At 52.4% G+C, this 15,848-nt stretch carries 17 protein-coding genes; 8 read left to right on the forward strand and 9 right to left on the reverse strand.

Annotated features, from left to right (window positions below; all coding sequences use genetic code 11):
* Positions 1–85: 85 nt before the first annotated feature.
* From CLM71_RS09345 to rluE, 3 genes are read right to left on the reverse strand one after another with little or no spacing between them, the layout of a single operon-like run.
* Positions 86–532, reverse strand: a complete 447-nt coding sequence (locus CLM71_RS09345) for an NUDIX hydrolase (protein ID WP_105230769.1) — start codon at positions 530–532, stop codon at positions 86–88.
* A 9-nt stretch (positions 533–541) separates the two neighbouring features.
* Positions 542–892: a lysozyme inhibitor LprI family protein gene (locus CLM71_RS09350; RefSeq protein ID WP_105230770.1), complete on the reverse strand. Its 351-nt coding sequence runs from the start codon at positions 890–892 to the stop codon at positions 542–544.
* A gap of 19 nt (positions 893–911) precedes the next feature.
* Positions 912–1,538, reverse strand: a complete 627-nt coding sequence (rluE, locus tag CLM71_RS09355) for a 23S rRNA pseudouridine(2457) synthase RluE (RefSeq protein ID WP_105233284.1) — start codon at positions 1,536–1,538, stop codon at positions 912–914.
* A 132-nt stretch (positions 1,539–1,670) separates the two neighbouring features.
* Here rluE and icd point away from each other — a divergent pair, with 132 nt between their 5' ends.
* The 5 genes from icd to CLM71_RS09380 all read left to right on the forward strand — a co-directional run bounded on the left by icd (position 1,671) and on the right by CLM71_RS09380 (position 6,783).
* Entirely contained in the window at positions 1,671–2,924 is a 1,254-nt protein-coding gene (icd, locus tag CLM71_RS09360; RefSeq protein WP_105233282.1) for an NADP-dependent isocitrate dehydrogenase, read from the forward strand.
* A gap of 223 nt (positions 2,925–3,147) precedes the next feature.
* The gene (gene umuD, locus CLM71_RS09365; protein WP_105230771.1) at positions 3,148–3,570 is read left to right on the forward strand and encodes a translesion error-prone DNA polymerase V autoproteolytic subunit; all 423 of its coding nucleotides are present in this window, start codon (positions 3,148–3,150) and stop codon (positions 3,568–3,570) included.
* Complete coding sequence (umuC, locus tag CLM71_RS09370; RefSeq protein WP_105230772.1) at positions 3,570–4,838, forward strand: translesion error-prone DNA polymerase V subunit UmuC; 1,269 nt, start codon at positions 3,570–3,572, stop codon at positions 4,836–4,838. Before umuD ends, umuC begins: the two co-directional genes overlap by 1 nt.
* A 510-nt stretch (positions 4,839–5,348) precedes the next feature.
* The gene (locus CLM71_RS09375) at positions 5,349–5,618 is read left to right on the forward strand and encodes a hypothetical protein (protein WP_105230773.1); all 270 of its coding nucleotides are present in this window, start codon (positions 5,349–5,351) and stop codon (positions 5,616–5,618) included.
* Between the two features lie 442 nt (positions 5,619–6,060).
* Complete coding sequence (locus CLM71_RS09380; RefSeq protein WP_105230774.1) at positions 6,061–6,783, forward strand: phosphatase PAP2 family protein; 723 nt, start codon at positions 6,061–6,063, stop codon at positions 6,781–6,783.
* Between the two features lie 70 nt (positions 6,784–6,853).
* On the opposite strand, the gene CLM71_RS09385 is transcribed toward CLM71_RS09380, so the two are convergent.
* Positions 6,854–7,144 carry a Bor family protein gene (locus CLM71_RS09385; RefSeq protein WP_105230775.1) on the reverse strand — a complete coding sequence of 97 codons (291 nt, stop codon included), beginning with the start codon at positions 7,142–7,144 and terminating at the stop codon, positions 6,854–6,856.
* Positions 7,145–7,815: 671 nt separating this feature from the next.
* On the opposite strand from CLM71_RS09385, the gene CLM71_RS09390 reads away from it, so the two are divergent.
* Positions 7,816–8,820, forward strand: a complete 1,005-nt coding sequence (locus CLM71_RS09390) for a hypothetical protein (RefSeq protein WP_158684797.1) — start codon at positions 7,816–7,818, stop codon at positions 8,818–8,820.
* A gap of 320 nt (positions 8,821–9,140) precedes the next feature.
* Here the strand turns inward: CLM71_RS09390 and CLM71_RS09400 are convergent, their stop codons facing one another.
* The 4 genes from CLM71_RS09400 to CLM71_RS09415 all read right to left on the reverse strand — a co-directional run bounded on the left by CLM71_RS09400 (position 9,141) and on the right by CLM71_RS09415 (position 12,751).
* Positions 9,141–10,406, reverse strand: a complete 1,266-nt coding sequence (locus tag CLM71_RS09400; RefSeq protein WP_105230778.1) for a cysteine desulfurase-like protein — start codon at positions 10,404–10,406, stop codon at positions 9,141–9,143.
* Complete coding sequence (locus tag CLM71_RS09405; protein ID WP_232251658.1) at positions 10,403–10,981, reverse strand: 2OG-Fe dioxygenase family protein; 579 nt, start codon at positions 10,979–10,981, stop codon at positions 10,403–10,405. The genes CLM71_RS09400 and CLM71_RS09405 overlap by 4 nt, the downstream gene beginning before the upstream one ends.
* Positions 10,982–11,479: 498 nt before the next feature.
* Positions 11,480–11,728, reverse strand: a complete 249-nt coding sequence (locus tag CLM71_RS09410) for a CsbD family protein (RefSeq protein WP_105230780.1) — start codon at positions 11,726–11,728, stop codon at positions 11,480–11,482.
* A 408-nt stretch (positions 11,729–12,136) separates the two neighbouring features.
* Positions 12,137–12,751, reverse strand: coding sequence for a winged helix-turn-helix domain-containing protein (locus tag CLM71_RS09415; protein ID WP_105230781.1), 615 nt, complete (start codon positions 12,749–12,751; stop codon positions 12,137–12,139).
* Between the two features lie 319 nt (positions 12,752–13,070).
* On the opposite strand from CLM71_RS09415, the gene CLM71_RS09420 reads away from it, so the two are divergent.
* Complete coding sequence (locus tag CLM71_RS09420; RefSeq protein ID WP_105230782.1) at positions 13,071–13,496, forward strand: universal stress protein; 426 nt, start codon at positions 13,071–13,073, stop codon at positions 13,494–13,496.
* A 278-nt stretch (positions 13,497–13,774) separates the two neighbouring features.
* Positions 13,775–14,530: an SDR family NAD(P)-dependent oxidoreductase gene (locus CLM71_RS09425; RefSeq protein WP_105230783.1), complete on the forward strand. Its 756-nt coding sequence runs from the start codon at positions 13,775–13,777 to the stop codon at positions 14,528–14,530.
* Positions 14,531–14,567: 37 nt separating this feature from the next.
* On the opposite strand, the gene CLM71_RS09430 is transcribed toward CLM71_RS09425, so the two are convergent.
* Positions 14,568–15,848, reverse strand: a complete 1,281-nt coding sequence (locus CLM71_RS09430; RefSeq protein ID WP_105230784.1) for an FAD-binding oxidoreductase — start codon at positions 15,846–15,848, stop codon at positions 14,568–14,570.

The following is a 15,848-nucleotide window of genomic DNA, read 5'->3' on the forward strand; positions in this document are numbered from 1 at the left end:
AACTTGAACACGAACCGTGCTGATAAAAAAACAGGCGCAGGATTTTAACACGATGGCGGCCTGCGCGCACGGCACTTATTGTGCTTCAGTACGGCCAGTTAAAACTGCCGATCAACGAAAGCGGGTAGCGCTCGGGCTGCCGGTAGCAGCGCAGGCTCTCCGCCACCAGCGGTGAGCGCAGGTTGGGGGCGTGCAGAATCTCGTCGGCGCTGAGCCACAGGCAGCGGTCGATATCGCTGTCCTGCGGCGCGGTAGGCACGATGGCTGGCAGTTCGACGACGAAGCAAAAGCGCAGGAACGGCGTGCCGTCCGGCGCGATCCACTGGTGCATTTTCAGAAACGACTGCGGCGCGGCGCGGATGCCGGTCTCTTCCCACAGTTCGCGTTCGGCGGCCTGCAGCAGCGTCTCTTCGGCCTCCAGGTGGCCGGCGGGCTGGTTCCACAGCGCCTTGTGGTTCACGGTTTCTTCGACGATTAAAAACTTGCCGGCGGCGTGCACCACGTTGGCGACGGTAACGTGCGGTTTGAACATGGTGTCTCCTTACAGCGGTCGGTCGATTTTGTTGTAAATCGCGTCCAGCTCGCCGATGCGCTGCCGGTAGCTGTTGCTCAGACAGCTGACGTCGCTGCCGCACTGTTTACGTTTTGCCAGCCAGCTGTTTTGCCGATCCTGCATTTCGCCGCGAAAACCCATGGCGAACAGGCCGCGCAGAAACTGATATTTGGTGGCCATTTCAACGTCTTTATCGCTCAGCGAACGGCTGGCGCAAATCGCCTGTTCATCCTTTGAGGCCGCTTTGCGGCAATCAAAACTGGCGGCCTGCGCGCCGGCGGCGCACAGCAGCGTGGTTAACAGCAGCGTGGTTAATAGCAGGGTACCTAACGTTTTCATGGCGCAACTCTCCGATTGGCTACGGTGAATCCGTGGTTTTCCATTCACCAGGTTGTAAATCGCCTAATGAAAGATTCCCCATACTGTAGCGAATCAGACGCAGGGTAGGGAACCCGATATGCGCCGTCATGCGACGCACCTGACGATTTCGCCCTTCATACAGCGTAATTTTCAACCAGCTGGTGGGGATGCTTTTGCGTTCGCGGATCGGCGGCGTACGCGGCCACAGCCACGCGGGCTCCGCCACCCGCTCGACGCCGGCGGGCAGGGTGGGACCGTCCTTCAGCGTTACGCCGCTGCGCAACTGCGCCAGATCGCTCTCCTGCGGAGAGCCTTCTACCTGGACGTAATAGACTTTGCCGGTGCGCTTGCCCGGTTGGGTGAGCTGCGCCTGCAGTTTGCCGTCGTTGGTCAGCACCAGCAGCCCTTCGCTGTCGCGGTCCAGGCGCCCGGCGGCGTAGACGTCATTAAAGGGAATAAATTCCTTCAGCGTGCTGCGGCCGGCCTCATCGGTGAACTGTGGCAGCACATCGAAGGGTTTGTTGAATAACACAACCCGGCGCGGCCCCGGCGGGACGGGGCGTTTGGCGCTATTCGGTCGGCTGAATCGTTTAACTTGGTGTTTTTTAACAGGGAATTTATTCATATCTATTGTACTTGCGGATGATAGGCGCATTATAACTGAATCCGTTTCGGATTGGCGCGGATTGAATATTCGAGTAGTATTGACATGCATCTTACAAAGCATTAACAAAAATTGCGCTTGAAGGAGAGGTTGATGGAAAGCAAAGTAGTTGTTCCGGCAGAAGGTAAAAAAATTACGGTCGATGCCCAGGGTAAACTGGTTGTTCCGCATAACCCGATCATTCCGTTCATCGAAGGCGACGGTATCGGCGTTGACGTGACCCCTGCCATGATTAATGTGGTTAATGCTGCAGTTGATAAGGCTTACCACGGCGAGCGTAAAATCTCCTGGATGGAAATCTACACCGGCGAAAAATCTACCCACGTTTACGGGAAAGACGTGTGGCTGCCGGACGAAACTCTGGACCTGATCCGCGATTACCGCGTTGCCATTAAAGGCCCACTGACCACCCCGGTCGGCGGCGGTATCCGTTCTCTGAACGTTGCCCTGCGTCAGCAGCTGGATCTGTATGTCTGCCTGCGCCCGGTGCGCTACTATCAGGGCACCCCTAGCCCGGTTAAACACCCAGAATTGACCGATATGGTGATCTTCCGTGAAAACGCCGAAGACATCTACGCCGGTATCGAATGGAAAGCCGGTTCTGCCGAAGCGGATAAAGTGATCAAATTCCTGCGCGACGAAATGGGCGTGCAGAAAATCCGTTTCCCAGAGCAGTGCGGCATCGGCGTGAAGCCATGTTCAGAAGAAGGCACCAAACGTCTGGTGCGTGCGGCGATCGAATACGCGATCACCAACGACCGTGACTCTGTGACTCTGGTTCACAAAGGCAACATCATGAAGTTCACCGAAGGTGCCTTCAAAGACTGGGGCTACGAACTGGCGCGCGAAGAGTTCGGCGGCGAACTGATTGACGGCGGCCCGTGGCTGAAAATCAAGAACCCGAACACCGGCAAAGAGATCGTGGTTAAAGACGTGATCGCCGACGCCTTCCTGCAGCAGATCCTGCTGCGTCCGGCGGAGTACGACGTGATCGCCTGTATGAACCTGAACGGCGACTACATCTCTGACGCACTGGCTGCGCAGGTTGGCGGCATCGGCATCGCGCCGGGCGCCAACATCGGCGACGAGTGCGCGCTGTTCGAAGCTACCCACGGCACCGCGCCAAAATATGCCGGCCAGGACAAAGTGAACCCAGGTTCCGTTATCCTGTCTGCAGAAATGATGCTGCGTCACCTGGGCTGGTTCGAAGCAGCCGACCTGATCGTTAAAGGCATGGAAGGCGCTATCGCCGCCAAGACCGTGACCTATGACTTCGAACGCCTGATGGAAGGCGCTAAACTGCTGAAATGTTCAGAGTTTGGCGACGCTATCGTCGAACACATGTAATGTGTTGAGCGTTTGACCGAGCGGGAGCCTGATGGTTCCCGTTTTTTTATGCAAATTGCAGCGGTATGGGGTCAGTCCGAGATAACGGTAGAGCCTCATTTCCATCCATAAAATCTATCTTTCTTTACCGATCAGTACCCTACATTTCTAAGTAATATCCGAACTTCCCTCCGCTAAAATCTTGCGCTTACACTGTATAAAAACACAGTGTAAAGGCGACATTATGACTCTCTTTTTTCCAACGCCAAACCCGGTAAAACTTGAACTTCCGCTGTTCTCTGACAAGGTGCCCGCTGGTTTTCCCAGCCCTGCAGCGGATTACGTCAGCTCGCGAATCGATCTGAACGAATACTGTATCAGCCATCCCAATGCGACATATTTTCTCTATGCGACCGGCGACTCGATGCTTGAGGCGGGGATCACCGAAGGCTCGATGCTGGTTGTCGATCGCAGCATTGCCCCGGCACATGGCGATATCGTCATCGCGTGTATTGCCGGGGAGTTCACGGTAAAGCGTCTCTGTTTGCATCCGCGCGCCCAGTTGGAGCCAATGAATGCAAAGTATGAGCCGATCGTTCTACATGATGATGGGGATAGCCTGGAAGTGGTGGGTGTTGTCGTGTCTTCGATTACGAGGCTCAAATAATGTATGCGCTCGCGGATGTGAACAGCTTTTACGCGAGTTGCGAAACGCTGTGGCGCCCGGACCTGCGCGGCCGTCCGGTCGTCGTTCTCTCAAATAATGACGGCTGCGTGGTGGCCAGAAGCGAAGAAGCAAAGGCTCTCGGCATTAAAATGGGCGTGCCTTACTTTAAGGTTAAGCACCCTTTTGAGCGTGCCGGAGGCATTGCCTTCAGCAGCAATTATGAGCTGTACGCGGATATGTCGATGCGCGTGATGTCTGTACTTGAAGGGGTGGCGCCGCGCGTTGAAATTTACTCGATCGATGAGAGCTTTATGGATCTGACCGGTGTGCGTCACTGCGTTGATCTGGCAACCTTCGGCCGCCAGGTGAGGGCGAAAGTGCTGCGCGATACCGGCCTGACGGTAGGTATAGGCATTGCCCAAACCAAGACGCTGGCAAAGCTTGCCAACCATGCGGCAAAAAAGTGGCCGGGGACCGGAGGCGTGGTGGATCTGTCCAGCGTCGGACGCCAGCGCAAACTGATGGGGCTGGTGTCTGTCGCAGAGGTTTGGGGCATCGGCCGGCGGATAGCGAAAAAGCTGCAGGTCATGGGGATCGATACGGCGCTGCAGTTAGCCGATGCCAGCACGGCAATGATACGAAAGAATTTTAGCGTGGTGATAGAAAAAACGGTGCGTGAGCTGCGCGGCGAACCGTGCCTGGAGCTTGAAGAGTTTGCGCCAACGAAGCAGCAGATTCTCTGCTCGCGTTCGTTCGGCGAGCGTATCACTGAATATGACGATATGCGCCAGGCGATCTGCATGTACGCGACGCGCGCGGCGGAGAAACTACGTGGGGAGCATCAGTACTGCATGCACATCAGCGCCTGGCTCAAAAGCAGTCCGTTCGCCATCAATGAGCAATATTACGGTAACTCGGCAAGCATAAAACTGAGCACGCCAACGCAAGATACCCGCGACATTATTGCTGCAGCCATGCGCTGCTTTGACGCTATCTGGCAGCCCGGACATCGCTATCAAAAAGCGGGCGTCATGCTGCAGGACTTCTTCAGCCACGGCGTAGCGCAGCTGGGGTTGTTTGATGAGTACCAACCGCAGCATAACAGCGAACGGTTGATGAGCGTTCTGGATCGTATCAATAACTCGGGTCGGGCAAAACTGTGGTTTGCAGGGCAGGGAATGTATCAGCAGTGGTCGATGAAACGTGAAATGCTGTCGCCGGCGTACACGACGCGTGTGAGTGATTTGCCACAGGCAAGAGTGTGCTAAAATGCGCGATTATCGGTTATCAAAAAACCATAGCAGGTGTTTTAAACTCAGTGAGTTACGGCTATTACCTGGATGCCAAAGTATTGTTTTAAGACACGGTAGGGAAAGAGCTTTAGCGTCCAATGGACAATTCAATCTGCAATTTTTGTCAAAACATTATCAATCAAAGCGTCTTCCAAAAACTCTCGTTCACACCGTTAGAGTTTCCAGTTTTTATCACGATTGCCGTGATAGCGGTTAGTCTGTTTTTGATGATTATAGCCATGCATAAATCAGGCCTTTATTTCTGACTCGCTAGATAAAGCCTTTTGCCATGTGGGTACTGCTGATTAACGTTGGCAGCCTACCGGATCCTCAACCATCCCTAAATGAAGGCAAAGTCGGCGCATATCAATGAACTAATAGCGAGTGCCGGACTCCAATGTGGATATAGGAATGTGACTCCATGGATGCGTGAATAACGGCAAGCCTGTTTTGGTTGCAAAAGTATACAAAGTGGATTGTTACTGCATGAAAAAATTGGCTTTTTACAAATTTATAATCGGGTGGGGCACGGCAAATCTGGGATACGCATTTGCATTTTTATGGCTGTTTATTGTATGGGTAATTGCATCACATACCGTTTTCCGTCATGAAGATTATTTTCATTTTAAAAAGATACTTTTTAATATTATTACCTACGGTTTCAACACCTGGCTGGATTTTGCTGCTTTGTACTCAACGATATTTGCCTTGTTATGGGCGCTGATTTCGGTTTATAGGCGTAAGTCCGTAAGCTGATAAATATTCTGGCTGATACTGTGACAATTATTAACCTTCTTCTAAGGCAAGGATCAGCCTTGGAAGTTACCGGCCTGGTCTCTGTTGTCATTCTGATGCGGTAGTGTTTTGGTAAATTAAGCGTTATGGTCACTTTTGTGAATAATCCCTTCCGGGGAAAACTATGCAACCCATCATAAATATACCCGTTTGACTCTTCACGATATTGCTTATTTTTATTCTGGTACTGATTTTCTTGGCCGGTGTGGCTACGGGGAAATACTGTATGCGTCTGGCAATAGGATTTTTCATGCCATCTGCCTGCACTCTGTAAATGGTTATATCAATATTTATCTGTTAAGTAACAATGTCTTGCTGTAAGTGCTAATAGCATATTTTGTTAAGCGCCAGCGCTGGCGTACCCCTAACGTTTGCAGCGGGACTTGTTAAAAAGGATAAAACGATGCAATTACATTTTAAAAAACGCGTTGCCGTATGCTCAATGGCTGCTCTGTTGTTCTCCGCCTCCGGCGCATTTGCTGCGGAAAGTCATGGGTTTTTAACGCCTGAAACCGCACCTGACAGCCTGCAGATATTACCGCCGCCGCCGGCGGAGAATACCACGGCGTTTTTAAACGATAAGGCCGCCTATGAGACGGGCAAGACGCTAAAAGATGCGCAGCGTCAGGCATTGGCGGCCAGCGATGCGGACTATAAAAATATCTCTGCCGCTTTTTCCGCCGCCTTTGGCGAAGAGATTTCGCAAGAGAAAATGCCGGCTCTCTATGCGCTGCTTCAGGGCGTCCTGCAGGACAGCCACGACTATGCGATGAGAGCCGCCAAGGATCACTATATGCGCGTGCGGCCTTTTGTGGTGTACAAGGACAGCACCTGTACGCCGGAGAAGGATAAATCGATGGCGAAAACGGGGTCCTATCCTTCCGGACACGCCTCATTCGGCTGGGCGACGGCGCTGGTGCTGGCGGAGATCAATCCGGCTCGCGAAACCGAGATACTGAAGCGGGGTTATGACTTTGGTCAGAGCCGCGTGGTGTGCGGCGCTCATTGGCAAAGCGATGTAGATAACGGACGTTTGATGGGCGCGGCAGTGGTGGCTGCGCTGCACAGTAATCAAGGTTTTACCGATGCGTTGGCCAAAGCCAAGGCGGAGTTTGGTAAACGGTGAGGTAGGGATTATTTGCTACTGAGAATGACAGCCCGCTTAGAGCGGGCTGTTGTTAATTTGCCGCCGCGTTTTATTGAGCGCAATAAATACGAGCTTCGCGCGGGGTATAGATGCCGAAGGTCACAATGCCCAGCAGGATATTCGGGAAGGTTTGCTGCACTTCGGTGCGTACCACTTTGTCTGCGCCGCCGCATACCGCAGCTGCATCAATGGCTTTCTTCTGGCCAATGCCGGAGACAAAGAAGTGGTGAGTGGTCGTCTGCTTAGGTACAGCGACAGTCTCGTGTTTCATGGTGAACGTTTGCTGTGCACAGCCGGTAACCGTCATGGCAAGCACTACGGCGGCGAGTAATTTTTTCATTATTTTCAATTCCCTTTTAACTAATCAATATAAAGCGCAAGGATAATGCCATGCTTACAGAAATTTACAAGTGTGGGTGACAATAAATAGCGTGCTAATCGAGGAGGTTCGCGCGGTAGAGAGCGGCAACGTAGGGCTGCGCCAACAACCCTTTTTTTAGCACTATGCGTAACCTATTGATATTTAATGGGCGTCTGAGCGGGCGTAAAAAAAGGGTATCAGCGGCTGAAAAGGGGAAAAAGCTTTAATTATTAATCCGCTGGCCTTAAACTCTAACAGTTCACTGCCGTACAGGCAGCTTAGAAAGCATTCTCCGCCGCCAGCGTATCACGCTCAGCGTTCACTGCCGTACAGGCAGCTTAGAAAAATGTTTGGGAGTCGATAAAAAACGGCTGGGCGTTCACTGCCGTACATGCCATTGATATAAGACCTGATTGTTTTGCACAGTACAGTAGGTGAGAATTAACTGATAAATGCGAAGAGATAAATGTGCTACTCTCGATGAATAATCGGTATTTTTATCTATCACTGGCTGTTTTTTTAGCTTTTAAATTAACTAGTCGATCCATTACGAAGTGCTACACTTTGACTTTTTGGTTAATGTGCGATGGAGCATAGGTATGAAGTATAGGAAAAAAAGGACTACGAGTATACGTGAAAGTTTGGACTTTATGGTTGATATGGTAAAAAAATATTTCCCTGTATTGGTGGTATTTTCTACATTATACGGCTCTTTATTGTTGTTTAATTATTGCGTGGATTACAGCGTCCCATTCATAAATGTCTACACTGCAAATTACATGCTGGTTTTTGGTATATTGTCCCTTGTAATTATTATGTCCGTTTTAGTTTTACCTATCACATTGACTTTCACTGGGGAATTTCTTGCGGAGAAAGAACATGATCGTTTGGTAAGTGGTTTGACACAGTGTATTTTCCGAGATAAAGAATTGCTGGTGTATTTTTTTATTAAAATATTTCAATTCTCATCATTCGGATTATGTTTGTACTTTGACTCTTTGCCAGTTTATTTTTATTCTTCGATTGTCTTTGTCTTAAGCGTAGTTGCGGCCATTATTACCTTTAAAGATTTTAAAGGGGAGAGGCTCAGGTCTGTTGTTTCATTTTTGTTCTATTATACGATAGATACTCTGATATGTTTTTCTATTCTAATTACTATTTACCTTCTTTTTCCTGCGGAAATCAAAAGCATTAATAATGTATTGAAGGCATTGGTCGTGGTGGCGGTCTTTATCGCTTTATCTATGTCTTCTGGCCCATTTAAAGGGAAGGGCGCTGTTAAAACAAAAAATATCATGAAAAAGAACAGACATGCTGTTAGAAGTATGGTTATTGTCCTTATCGTGGCGGAAGGTATATTTGCCAGCCCTTTTTTGATGTCAGATTTTATTGCGCCGAGGGTATCCTCTGTCATAGGGTTTGGTAATTTAAATGAGTGTTTTTATGCCAAGGATTTGACGAAGTATGACATACCGCAGGATATGGTGTCTCAAACCATTCGAATCGATATCGTGAAGTTATCTATTGTGGCAAGAATAGGTGGTGAATACTATATCACAACTCGATTGGGCGAGAAGGCGGGCTTTAAGTTTGAAGCAGACAAACTAACAGAGGTTGCGTGTCCTATGGGGCTTGTAAAAAAATCATTGATATGAAGAATTGCGTAGGGAGTGGAAATGTTAAATAAAATATCTGCTATTCTAAGCTTACCGTTAACCCTGTTGTGTGTGTCGCTCTCATCAATGACAATTATGGGAGAACACAACTCGCTGGTTGATGTTTTCCTGTCGGTGATTGTTTTTTTTGGTTTTCTTAATCTATTCCGGATAGCAGGAAAGTTGATCGCCTGGTTTAATGGGAACGCTAACCAGGCATAGACATGAAGCGAGCCTCTGCTATTTCTGCCGGTCAGATAAATAACGGGAACCCTAGGGTTCCCGTTATTTATTGGTCATTATCGCGTGGCGAAAGGGGATTAACGCCCATCCACGGCTGCCGGGCTGTCCGCCTCGGCCAGCGCATCCTCCAGCACCTCGAACAGGCGGTCGATCTCCTGGCGGGTGTTGTAATGCATCATGCCGATGCGCAACACGCCGCCATGCTCTTGCAGGTTGAGCTGCCGTATCAGTCCCTGCGCGTAAAAATGCCCGCTGCCGGCGCAGATATTATGCCGGCCTAACAACATGGCGATCTGCTCCGGCGAGAAGTCCTTAAAGGTTAAGGCAAAGGTCGGCGTGCGGCGCGTGCTGTCTGGTTCGGGGTAGCCGTAAAGCCGAGCGCCTTCCAGCTGTCGTAAGCGCTGCAGAAAATAGCGGCACAGATCTTCTTCATGTTGGTGGTAAGCGGCGAAACTCTCCTGCAGACGCTGCCTTAACGGTGCGCCCGGCGTGCCCCACTGTGCCAGATAGTCAATGGCCGCTGTGACGCCGGCCAGTCCCTCAAAGCTCTGGGTGCCGGTTTCAAAGCGTCCCGGGCCGATATCGGTTGCTGGCTCCACTTTATACGGGCGCAGGCGTTGTAACCACTGCGGGGCAATATAGGCCATACCGATATGCGGGCCGAAAAACTTATAGGCGGAGCAGACCAGGAAGTCGCAGCCCAGCGCCTGTACGTCGATCAGGTTATGCGGCGCATAGTGCACGGCATCAACGTAGACCTGTGCGCCGACCCGCTGCGCGGCGGCGGTAATGGCCCGGATATCCACCACGCTGCCGGTCACGTTGGATGCGTGCGTCACCGCCACCAGCCGGGTTTTGTCGTTGATCTGCGCGCACAGGCGCTCGGTGTCCAGCGTACAGTCCTCAGGGCGCAGCGGAATATGATGAACGATAGCCTGTTTATCCTCCGCCGCCTGCTGCCAGCTGGAGACGTTGGCGTAGTGATCCAGCGCAGTGACGATAATCTCATCGCCGGGCTGCCAGTCGCGGCTGATGATGCGGCTAAGGTGGAAGGTCAGCGACGTCATATTCATGCCGAAGACGATATTATCGGGCGAGGGGGCGTTTAGTAGCGCGCGTACCGATGCGCGCGCGTTATGCATCACCTGTTCCGTCATCTGGCTGGAAAAGTAGTGTCCGCCCAGGTTGGCGTTATAGCTGCCGAGGTAGCCGGTCATTTTTTCCAGTACGCTGTGGGAAACCTGGGAACCGCCGGGGCCATCGAAAAAGATCGCCGGCTTATCCTGATAGTGCTGCGACAGCGCGCCGAACTGCGCGCGTGCTCGCTCGGGGGTAAACGTCATGCGTGCTCTCTCCGTGCGGTCAGAATCAGCAGATCCAGGTGTCCTTCTTCTCCCGGCGCCACGGCGGTGATCGGCGCGAAGTAATGCCAGAGCTTATTGTCCGCCAACAGCACGGTTTCACTGTCCGCCAGTACGCGCCTAAAGAACGGCATGCTGCGATTATCGTCGTACAGCATAACTTCACCGCCGACAATATTGTGCCGGTTGATGGAGGCCATGGCGATATGCTCGAAGCCGTCCTGATGGATCCCTTCCGGCGCCACCGGGGTCTCATTGTAAATCGCCACCACGCGCATCTGATGGATCTCTATTTTTGCGCCGTCGGGCAGGCCGTTAACGTCTGCAAACAGGGCACACATCTCCGCCATGCCTTCGCTTTGCAATACGGCGCTGTCAATCGGCTCGAAGTGGCGGACTACGTTGCCCTGAAAGTGGTTGAATTCATCCGACTGTACGAAGTTACGTTGCCCGATATCCTCAACCTGATTATTACGGAAGGTTATGACAGAGTAGCGGCGTAAGCGGTATTTACCATCCGCATGCTGGGTATGGGGTAAATCAGAAAACGACGGCATTAATTGCTGCGTAGCTTGACGGCTTAGGCTAGTCATACTTACTACATTCTCGTGTCCAGGTAACATAATCACCTCTAATATGAATTAATACTGACGTTATAGGGAGGAATTCCGATTAAATTGTAGACGACCCTGCGGCGATATCAATTTTGCGCCGATGTTACGGATCCGGGCTGGGCAGCGAAGGGGGGCGGAAACTGTAAACGAGGATGAACGATGCAGATATGGCGCGGCATTAAACGCCAGCCGCAGTGACATCGACGGTCGCAGCAGCGGTGGCGTTATGGCGCAATAACGGGGGAAACGGCAGCGATGCAGGCGTGGTCAGGCGCGGAGTTTTCTGCGCCAGATTTTCCACAGGGAAATGCCGGCGACGGCGACAATCGCCACCAGGTTAAGCGCGATGGCGACCGGTAAATATGCCAGATAGTCCAGTGATTCCATTGCCCACCTCCGATAAAAAAGGCCCGCAGGCCTTGTTATTAGATGTCGTCGTTGTTATTTGCGCCCAAGCAGGTAGCCAAAAACGACGCCGACGGCAGCGGCCACCGCCACGCCGGCCAGCGGGTTTGATTCCACCCGGTGTCTGACGACATCGGCGCCGTCGCGGACCGCATAACTGGCCTGCGAGGCATATTTACGGGCCGCACCTTTTATCTCATGCTCCGGTGAACCCGTGGCTTCACCAAACGCTTCTTGCGCAGCACCGGCAACTTCTTTTGCTTTATCTTCAGCTTTACCAAACATATTCGCTCCTTGTGATTGTAGGCCCAACACTGAGGATAGCAGAGCGTGCAAAGATTGCTCGCTGGCAAATGGCCGGGGGATGATGAATGACGTCGGGTAGTGGTAACGCTGGGCGGGCGCTGCTGCGCAGAAATTGTTCGGGGAGGGGTATCAGTGCCAGAAAAGAAAAAAGCCCTTCAAATAGAAGGGCAAAAATACAACAACACCAGGGAAAAGGTAATTAGATTACCTTCAGAAAGTATAGGTTTTTTGAGACATGAGTTTCAATATTTTAATTGATGCATAAATGCATCACTATGATGAATTTATATAGGTCAGTAGGCGAATGAGGTTGGTGCAGGAATAGAGTAACGGGCGGTCTGGCAGATTGCCTGCGGATGGCCCAGCATATATGCCGGGCCGGGGAAGCTAGTGGGGTGTGCGAAGAGATACCGTCGACAGCCGCGGTGTCTCCGCTGGCGGGACGGCGCACAGCGCGGCCTGTCCCCGTGTGGAATTCAATAATGAAAGCGATGCCGGCCTGCTCTGGTAGCTGTTATATAAATGAAAAATATTAAAAAAGAGAGAAAACATCAGCAGTAAACCAACGAGTAGCGCGGAGTAAAACAGTTTTTTTTTGATTTTTTTCCTGCTGCGTTTGTCGGGCGCGGGCGGATCGCCAGGCACCGGCGGGTGTAGATTAATTTCTTCTATCTGGATGACGTGAGAGATCCTCAGTCCTACTTTGGGAATGGTTTCAATAATATTTTTATCGATGCCCATATTTTTGATAATGCGACGCAATATACTCAAGCATTGATTGAGATTATTATTACTGGCCTGCAGACCGTATTCATCCCAGACTTTTTCCAGAATGGTCTCCCGCTCGACGATATGTCCTTTATTTTTGATCAGTAAGGTAAACAGTCTGGCTGCGGCGCTGGAAATGGCAACAATGCTATCAGCCTGGTTATGTCGGTAAAGTCCTGTATCTTCCGGACTAAAGATAATGCTCCCTTCAATGCGATAAATCACCTGACTCATCTCATGTGCTCTCCTGGAAAACGTATCGGTATTTCAATAAGAATAATCTTATGTGATTTCTTTGGGCTGTTTCTTGATCGTGAGCAAAAACGCAATGGCTAATTTATGTCGCGAAATAAGTTATATAATTTAGTGTGTGATAATAACATCCGGTGTTAATAATTAAATTATTATAAAACCAGCGCTAGTTTTTATCCGTGTATTTTCCCTGCGCGGATAAAACAGGAATGCCGGGTAGGGCTGGCCTACACTTAATGTATCGGCATGGCATGCTGAACGCGGAGGTCCTTTGTCAGGGTAATACGGAGGGCAAGCAATCATGGCATATCAACATATTGTGGTAGCGACGGATCTGGGAGAAAACGCGACGCAGTTGCTGCAAAAAGGCGCCGAATTGGCCAGCGCGTTGCGCGCCAAGCTCTCTCTGATCTACATCGACATCCATCACACCGGCTACTACGCGGAGCTGGGGATCGGCGCTTACAATTATACCGATCAAAAATTCTCTGAGCGGGCGGCGAGCATTCTGGAGTCGTTCAGAAATCAGACGCCGCATCCCATTGCAGAAGTGATCATCGGCCGCGGCGAATTAAGCGAGGAGTTAAACAATGCGGCGCAGGCCAAGGGATTTGATCTGATTATTTTTGGCCACCACCACGATCTCTGGAGCCGTCTATTTTCCGCGACGCGCCAGGCGATCAATACGCTGCAGATAGACGTATTAGTGATCCCTATCGATAACTGATTGCCATCGCCGCCGCCAGGGAAGCGCCGGCGGTGATGCCATTTATTCCTCTAAGCAATTAAACGCCTGCTTTTAATTTCATCCATGGATAATAATATCAAGACGATAGCGGCCAAATAAGCGGTTTTGTTTAGCGAGATCATAGAAAATCTTTATTACCTCTTTTGGGTTATAAAATCGCACATTTTGTCTTTCCCGCCGTGATGTGCGGAATTACCCTGTGAATGATTATTAATTTTTATGATTAATGCGAAGTTAATTCACACGGAGGAGGTGTTATGCGCTTTGACAATAAAGTGGTGATCATTACCGGGGCGGGGAATGGCATGGGGGAAGCGGCAGCGCGCCGTTTTGCCGCAGAAGGGGCCACGGTAGTGCTGGCGGACTGGGCCATTGATGCGGTGGATGCGGTGGCGGCCTCGCTGCCGGCCGGTAAGGCCCATGCGGTGCATATCGATGTCTCCGACGCCGAGGCGGTAGAAACCATGATGAATGAGATCGCCGCGCGCTTCGGCCATATCGACGTACTGCTGAACAATGCCGGGGTGCATGTGGCCGGCAGCGTGCTGGAAACCAGCGTCGCCGACTGGCGGCGCATCGCCGGGGTGGATATCGACGGCGTGGTGTTCTGCTCTAAATTCGCGCTGCCGTATTTGCTGAAAAGCAAAGGCTGCATTGTGAATACCGCATCGGTCTCCGGCCTGGGCGGCGACTGGGGCGCGGCTTACTACTGCGCGGCGAAGGGCGCGGTGGTTAATCTGACGCGCGCCATGGCGCTGGATCATGGCGGCGAAGGCGTGCGGGTGAATGCCGTTTGCCCAAGCCTGGTGAAAACCAATATGACCAACGGCTGGCCGCAGGAAATCCGCGATAAGTTTAATGAGCGGATTGCGCTGGGACGCGCGGCGGAGCCGGAAGAAGTGGCGGCGGTGATGGCGTTTCTCGCCAGTGAGGACGCCAGTTTTATCAACGGCGCCAATATTCCGGTCGACGGCGGGGCGACGGCTTCCGACGGTCAGCCGAAAATTGTCTGAAGTGTAATAACGGCCCGGCTTGCCGGGCCTGTTTCTTTTAAACGCCGATCCGATCGCGTAGCGTGTAGTAAGCCGCGCCGATGGCGGTAAACGGAATTTGCAGGTTGCGGCCGCCGAAGAACGGCAGGTGCGGCAGCTTGGCGAAGGCGTCGAACCGTTCCGCATCGCCGCGCAGCAGCTCGGCGATCAGCTTGCCCGCCAGATGGGTACAGGTCACGCCGTGGCCGCTGTAGCCCTGCATGTAATACACATTATTCTCCAGACGGCCAAACTGCGGCATGCGCGACAGCGTCAGCAGGAAGTTGCCGGTCCAGCGATAGTCGATGCGTACGCCTTTGAGCTGCGGGAAGGTTTTCAGCAGTTTGGGGCGGATCAGGTTGTCGATATCGTCCGGGTCGCGCGCGCCGTAGACCACGCCGCCGCCGTACAGCAACCGGTGATCGGCAGTAATACGGTAATAATCCAGCAGGTAGTTACAGTCCTCCACGCAGTAATTTTGCGGGATCAGCGACTGGGCCACCTCCGGCGCCAGCGGCTCGGTGGTGACCACCTGGGTGCCGCAGGGCATGCTGCGCTTGGCCAGCCGCGGCTCCAGCTTATCGCCGAGGTAGGCGTTGCCGGCGACGATTACATAGCGGGCGCTGACCTGGCCGTGGGCGGTGCTGACCAGTGCCGGATCGCCGTGGCGGATATTGGTGACCGCCGACTGCTCAAAGATCCGCCCGCCTTGCAGGCGGATGGCTTCCGCTTCCCCCAGCGCCAGATTCAGCGGATGAATATGCCCGCCGCTGTGGTCGAGCAGCGCGCCGACGTAGCGATCGCTGGCCACCTCCTGGCGGATGCGGTCGGCGTCCAGCAGCTCCAGCTGGGTATTGCCGTAACGCTCCCAGTGGCCTTTCTGCTCGATCAGCATGTGGTACTGCTTGTTGTTCAGCGCGGCGAAAATCCCGCCGGGACGGTAATCGCACTCGATGGCGTAGCGTTTGATGCGGCTGCGGATAATCTCCGCCCCTTCAAACATCATGCTGCCCAGCAGGCGGGCGCTGTCGGCGCCGTAGCGCTGTTCAATCACGTCGATATCGCGGCTGTAGGAGTTGACCAGTTGGCCGCCGTTGCGGCCGCTGGCGCCAAAGCCGATGCGCGCCGATTCCAGCACCACCACGTCGTAGCCGGCCTCCACCAGAAACAGCGCCGATGAGAGGCCGGTATAGCCGCCGCCGACGATGCAGACGTCGCACTCGATGGATTCATTCAGCTGCGGATAGGGCTGATGCGGGTTGGCGCTGGCCGCATAGTAACTTTTTACGTGTTCGGTCAT

The sequence above is a fragment of the Serratia sp. MYb239 genome, from assembly GCF_002966855.1.
Classification (GTDB): domain Bacteria; phylum Pseudomonadota; class Gammaproteobacteria; order Enterobacterales; family Enterobacteriaceae; genus Serratia_B; species Serratia_B rhizosphaerae.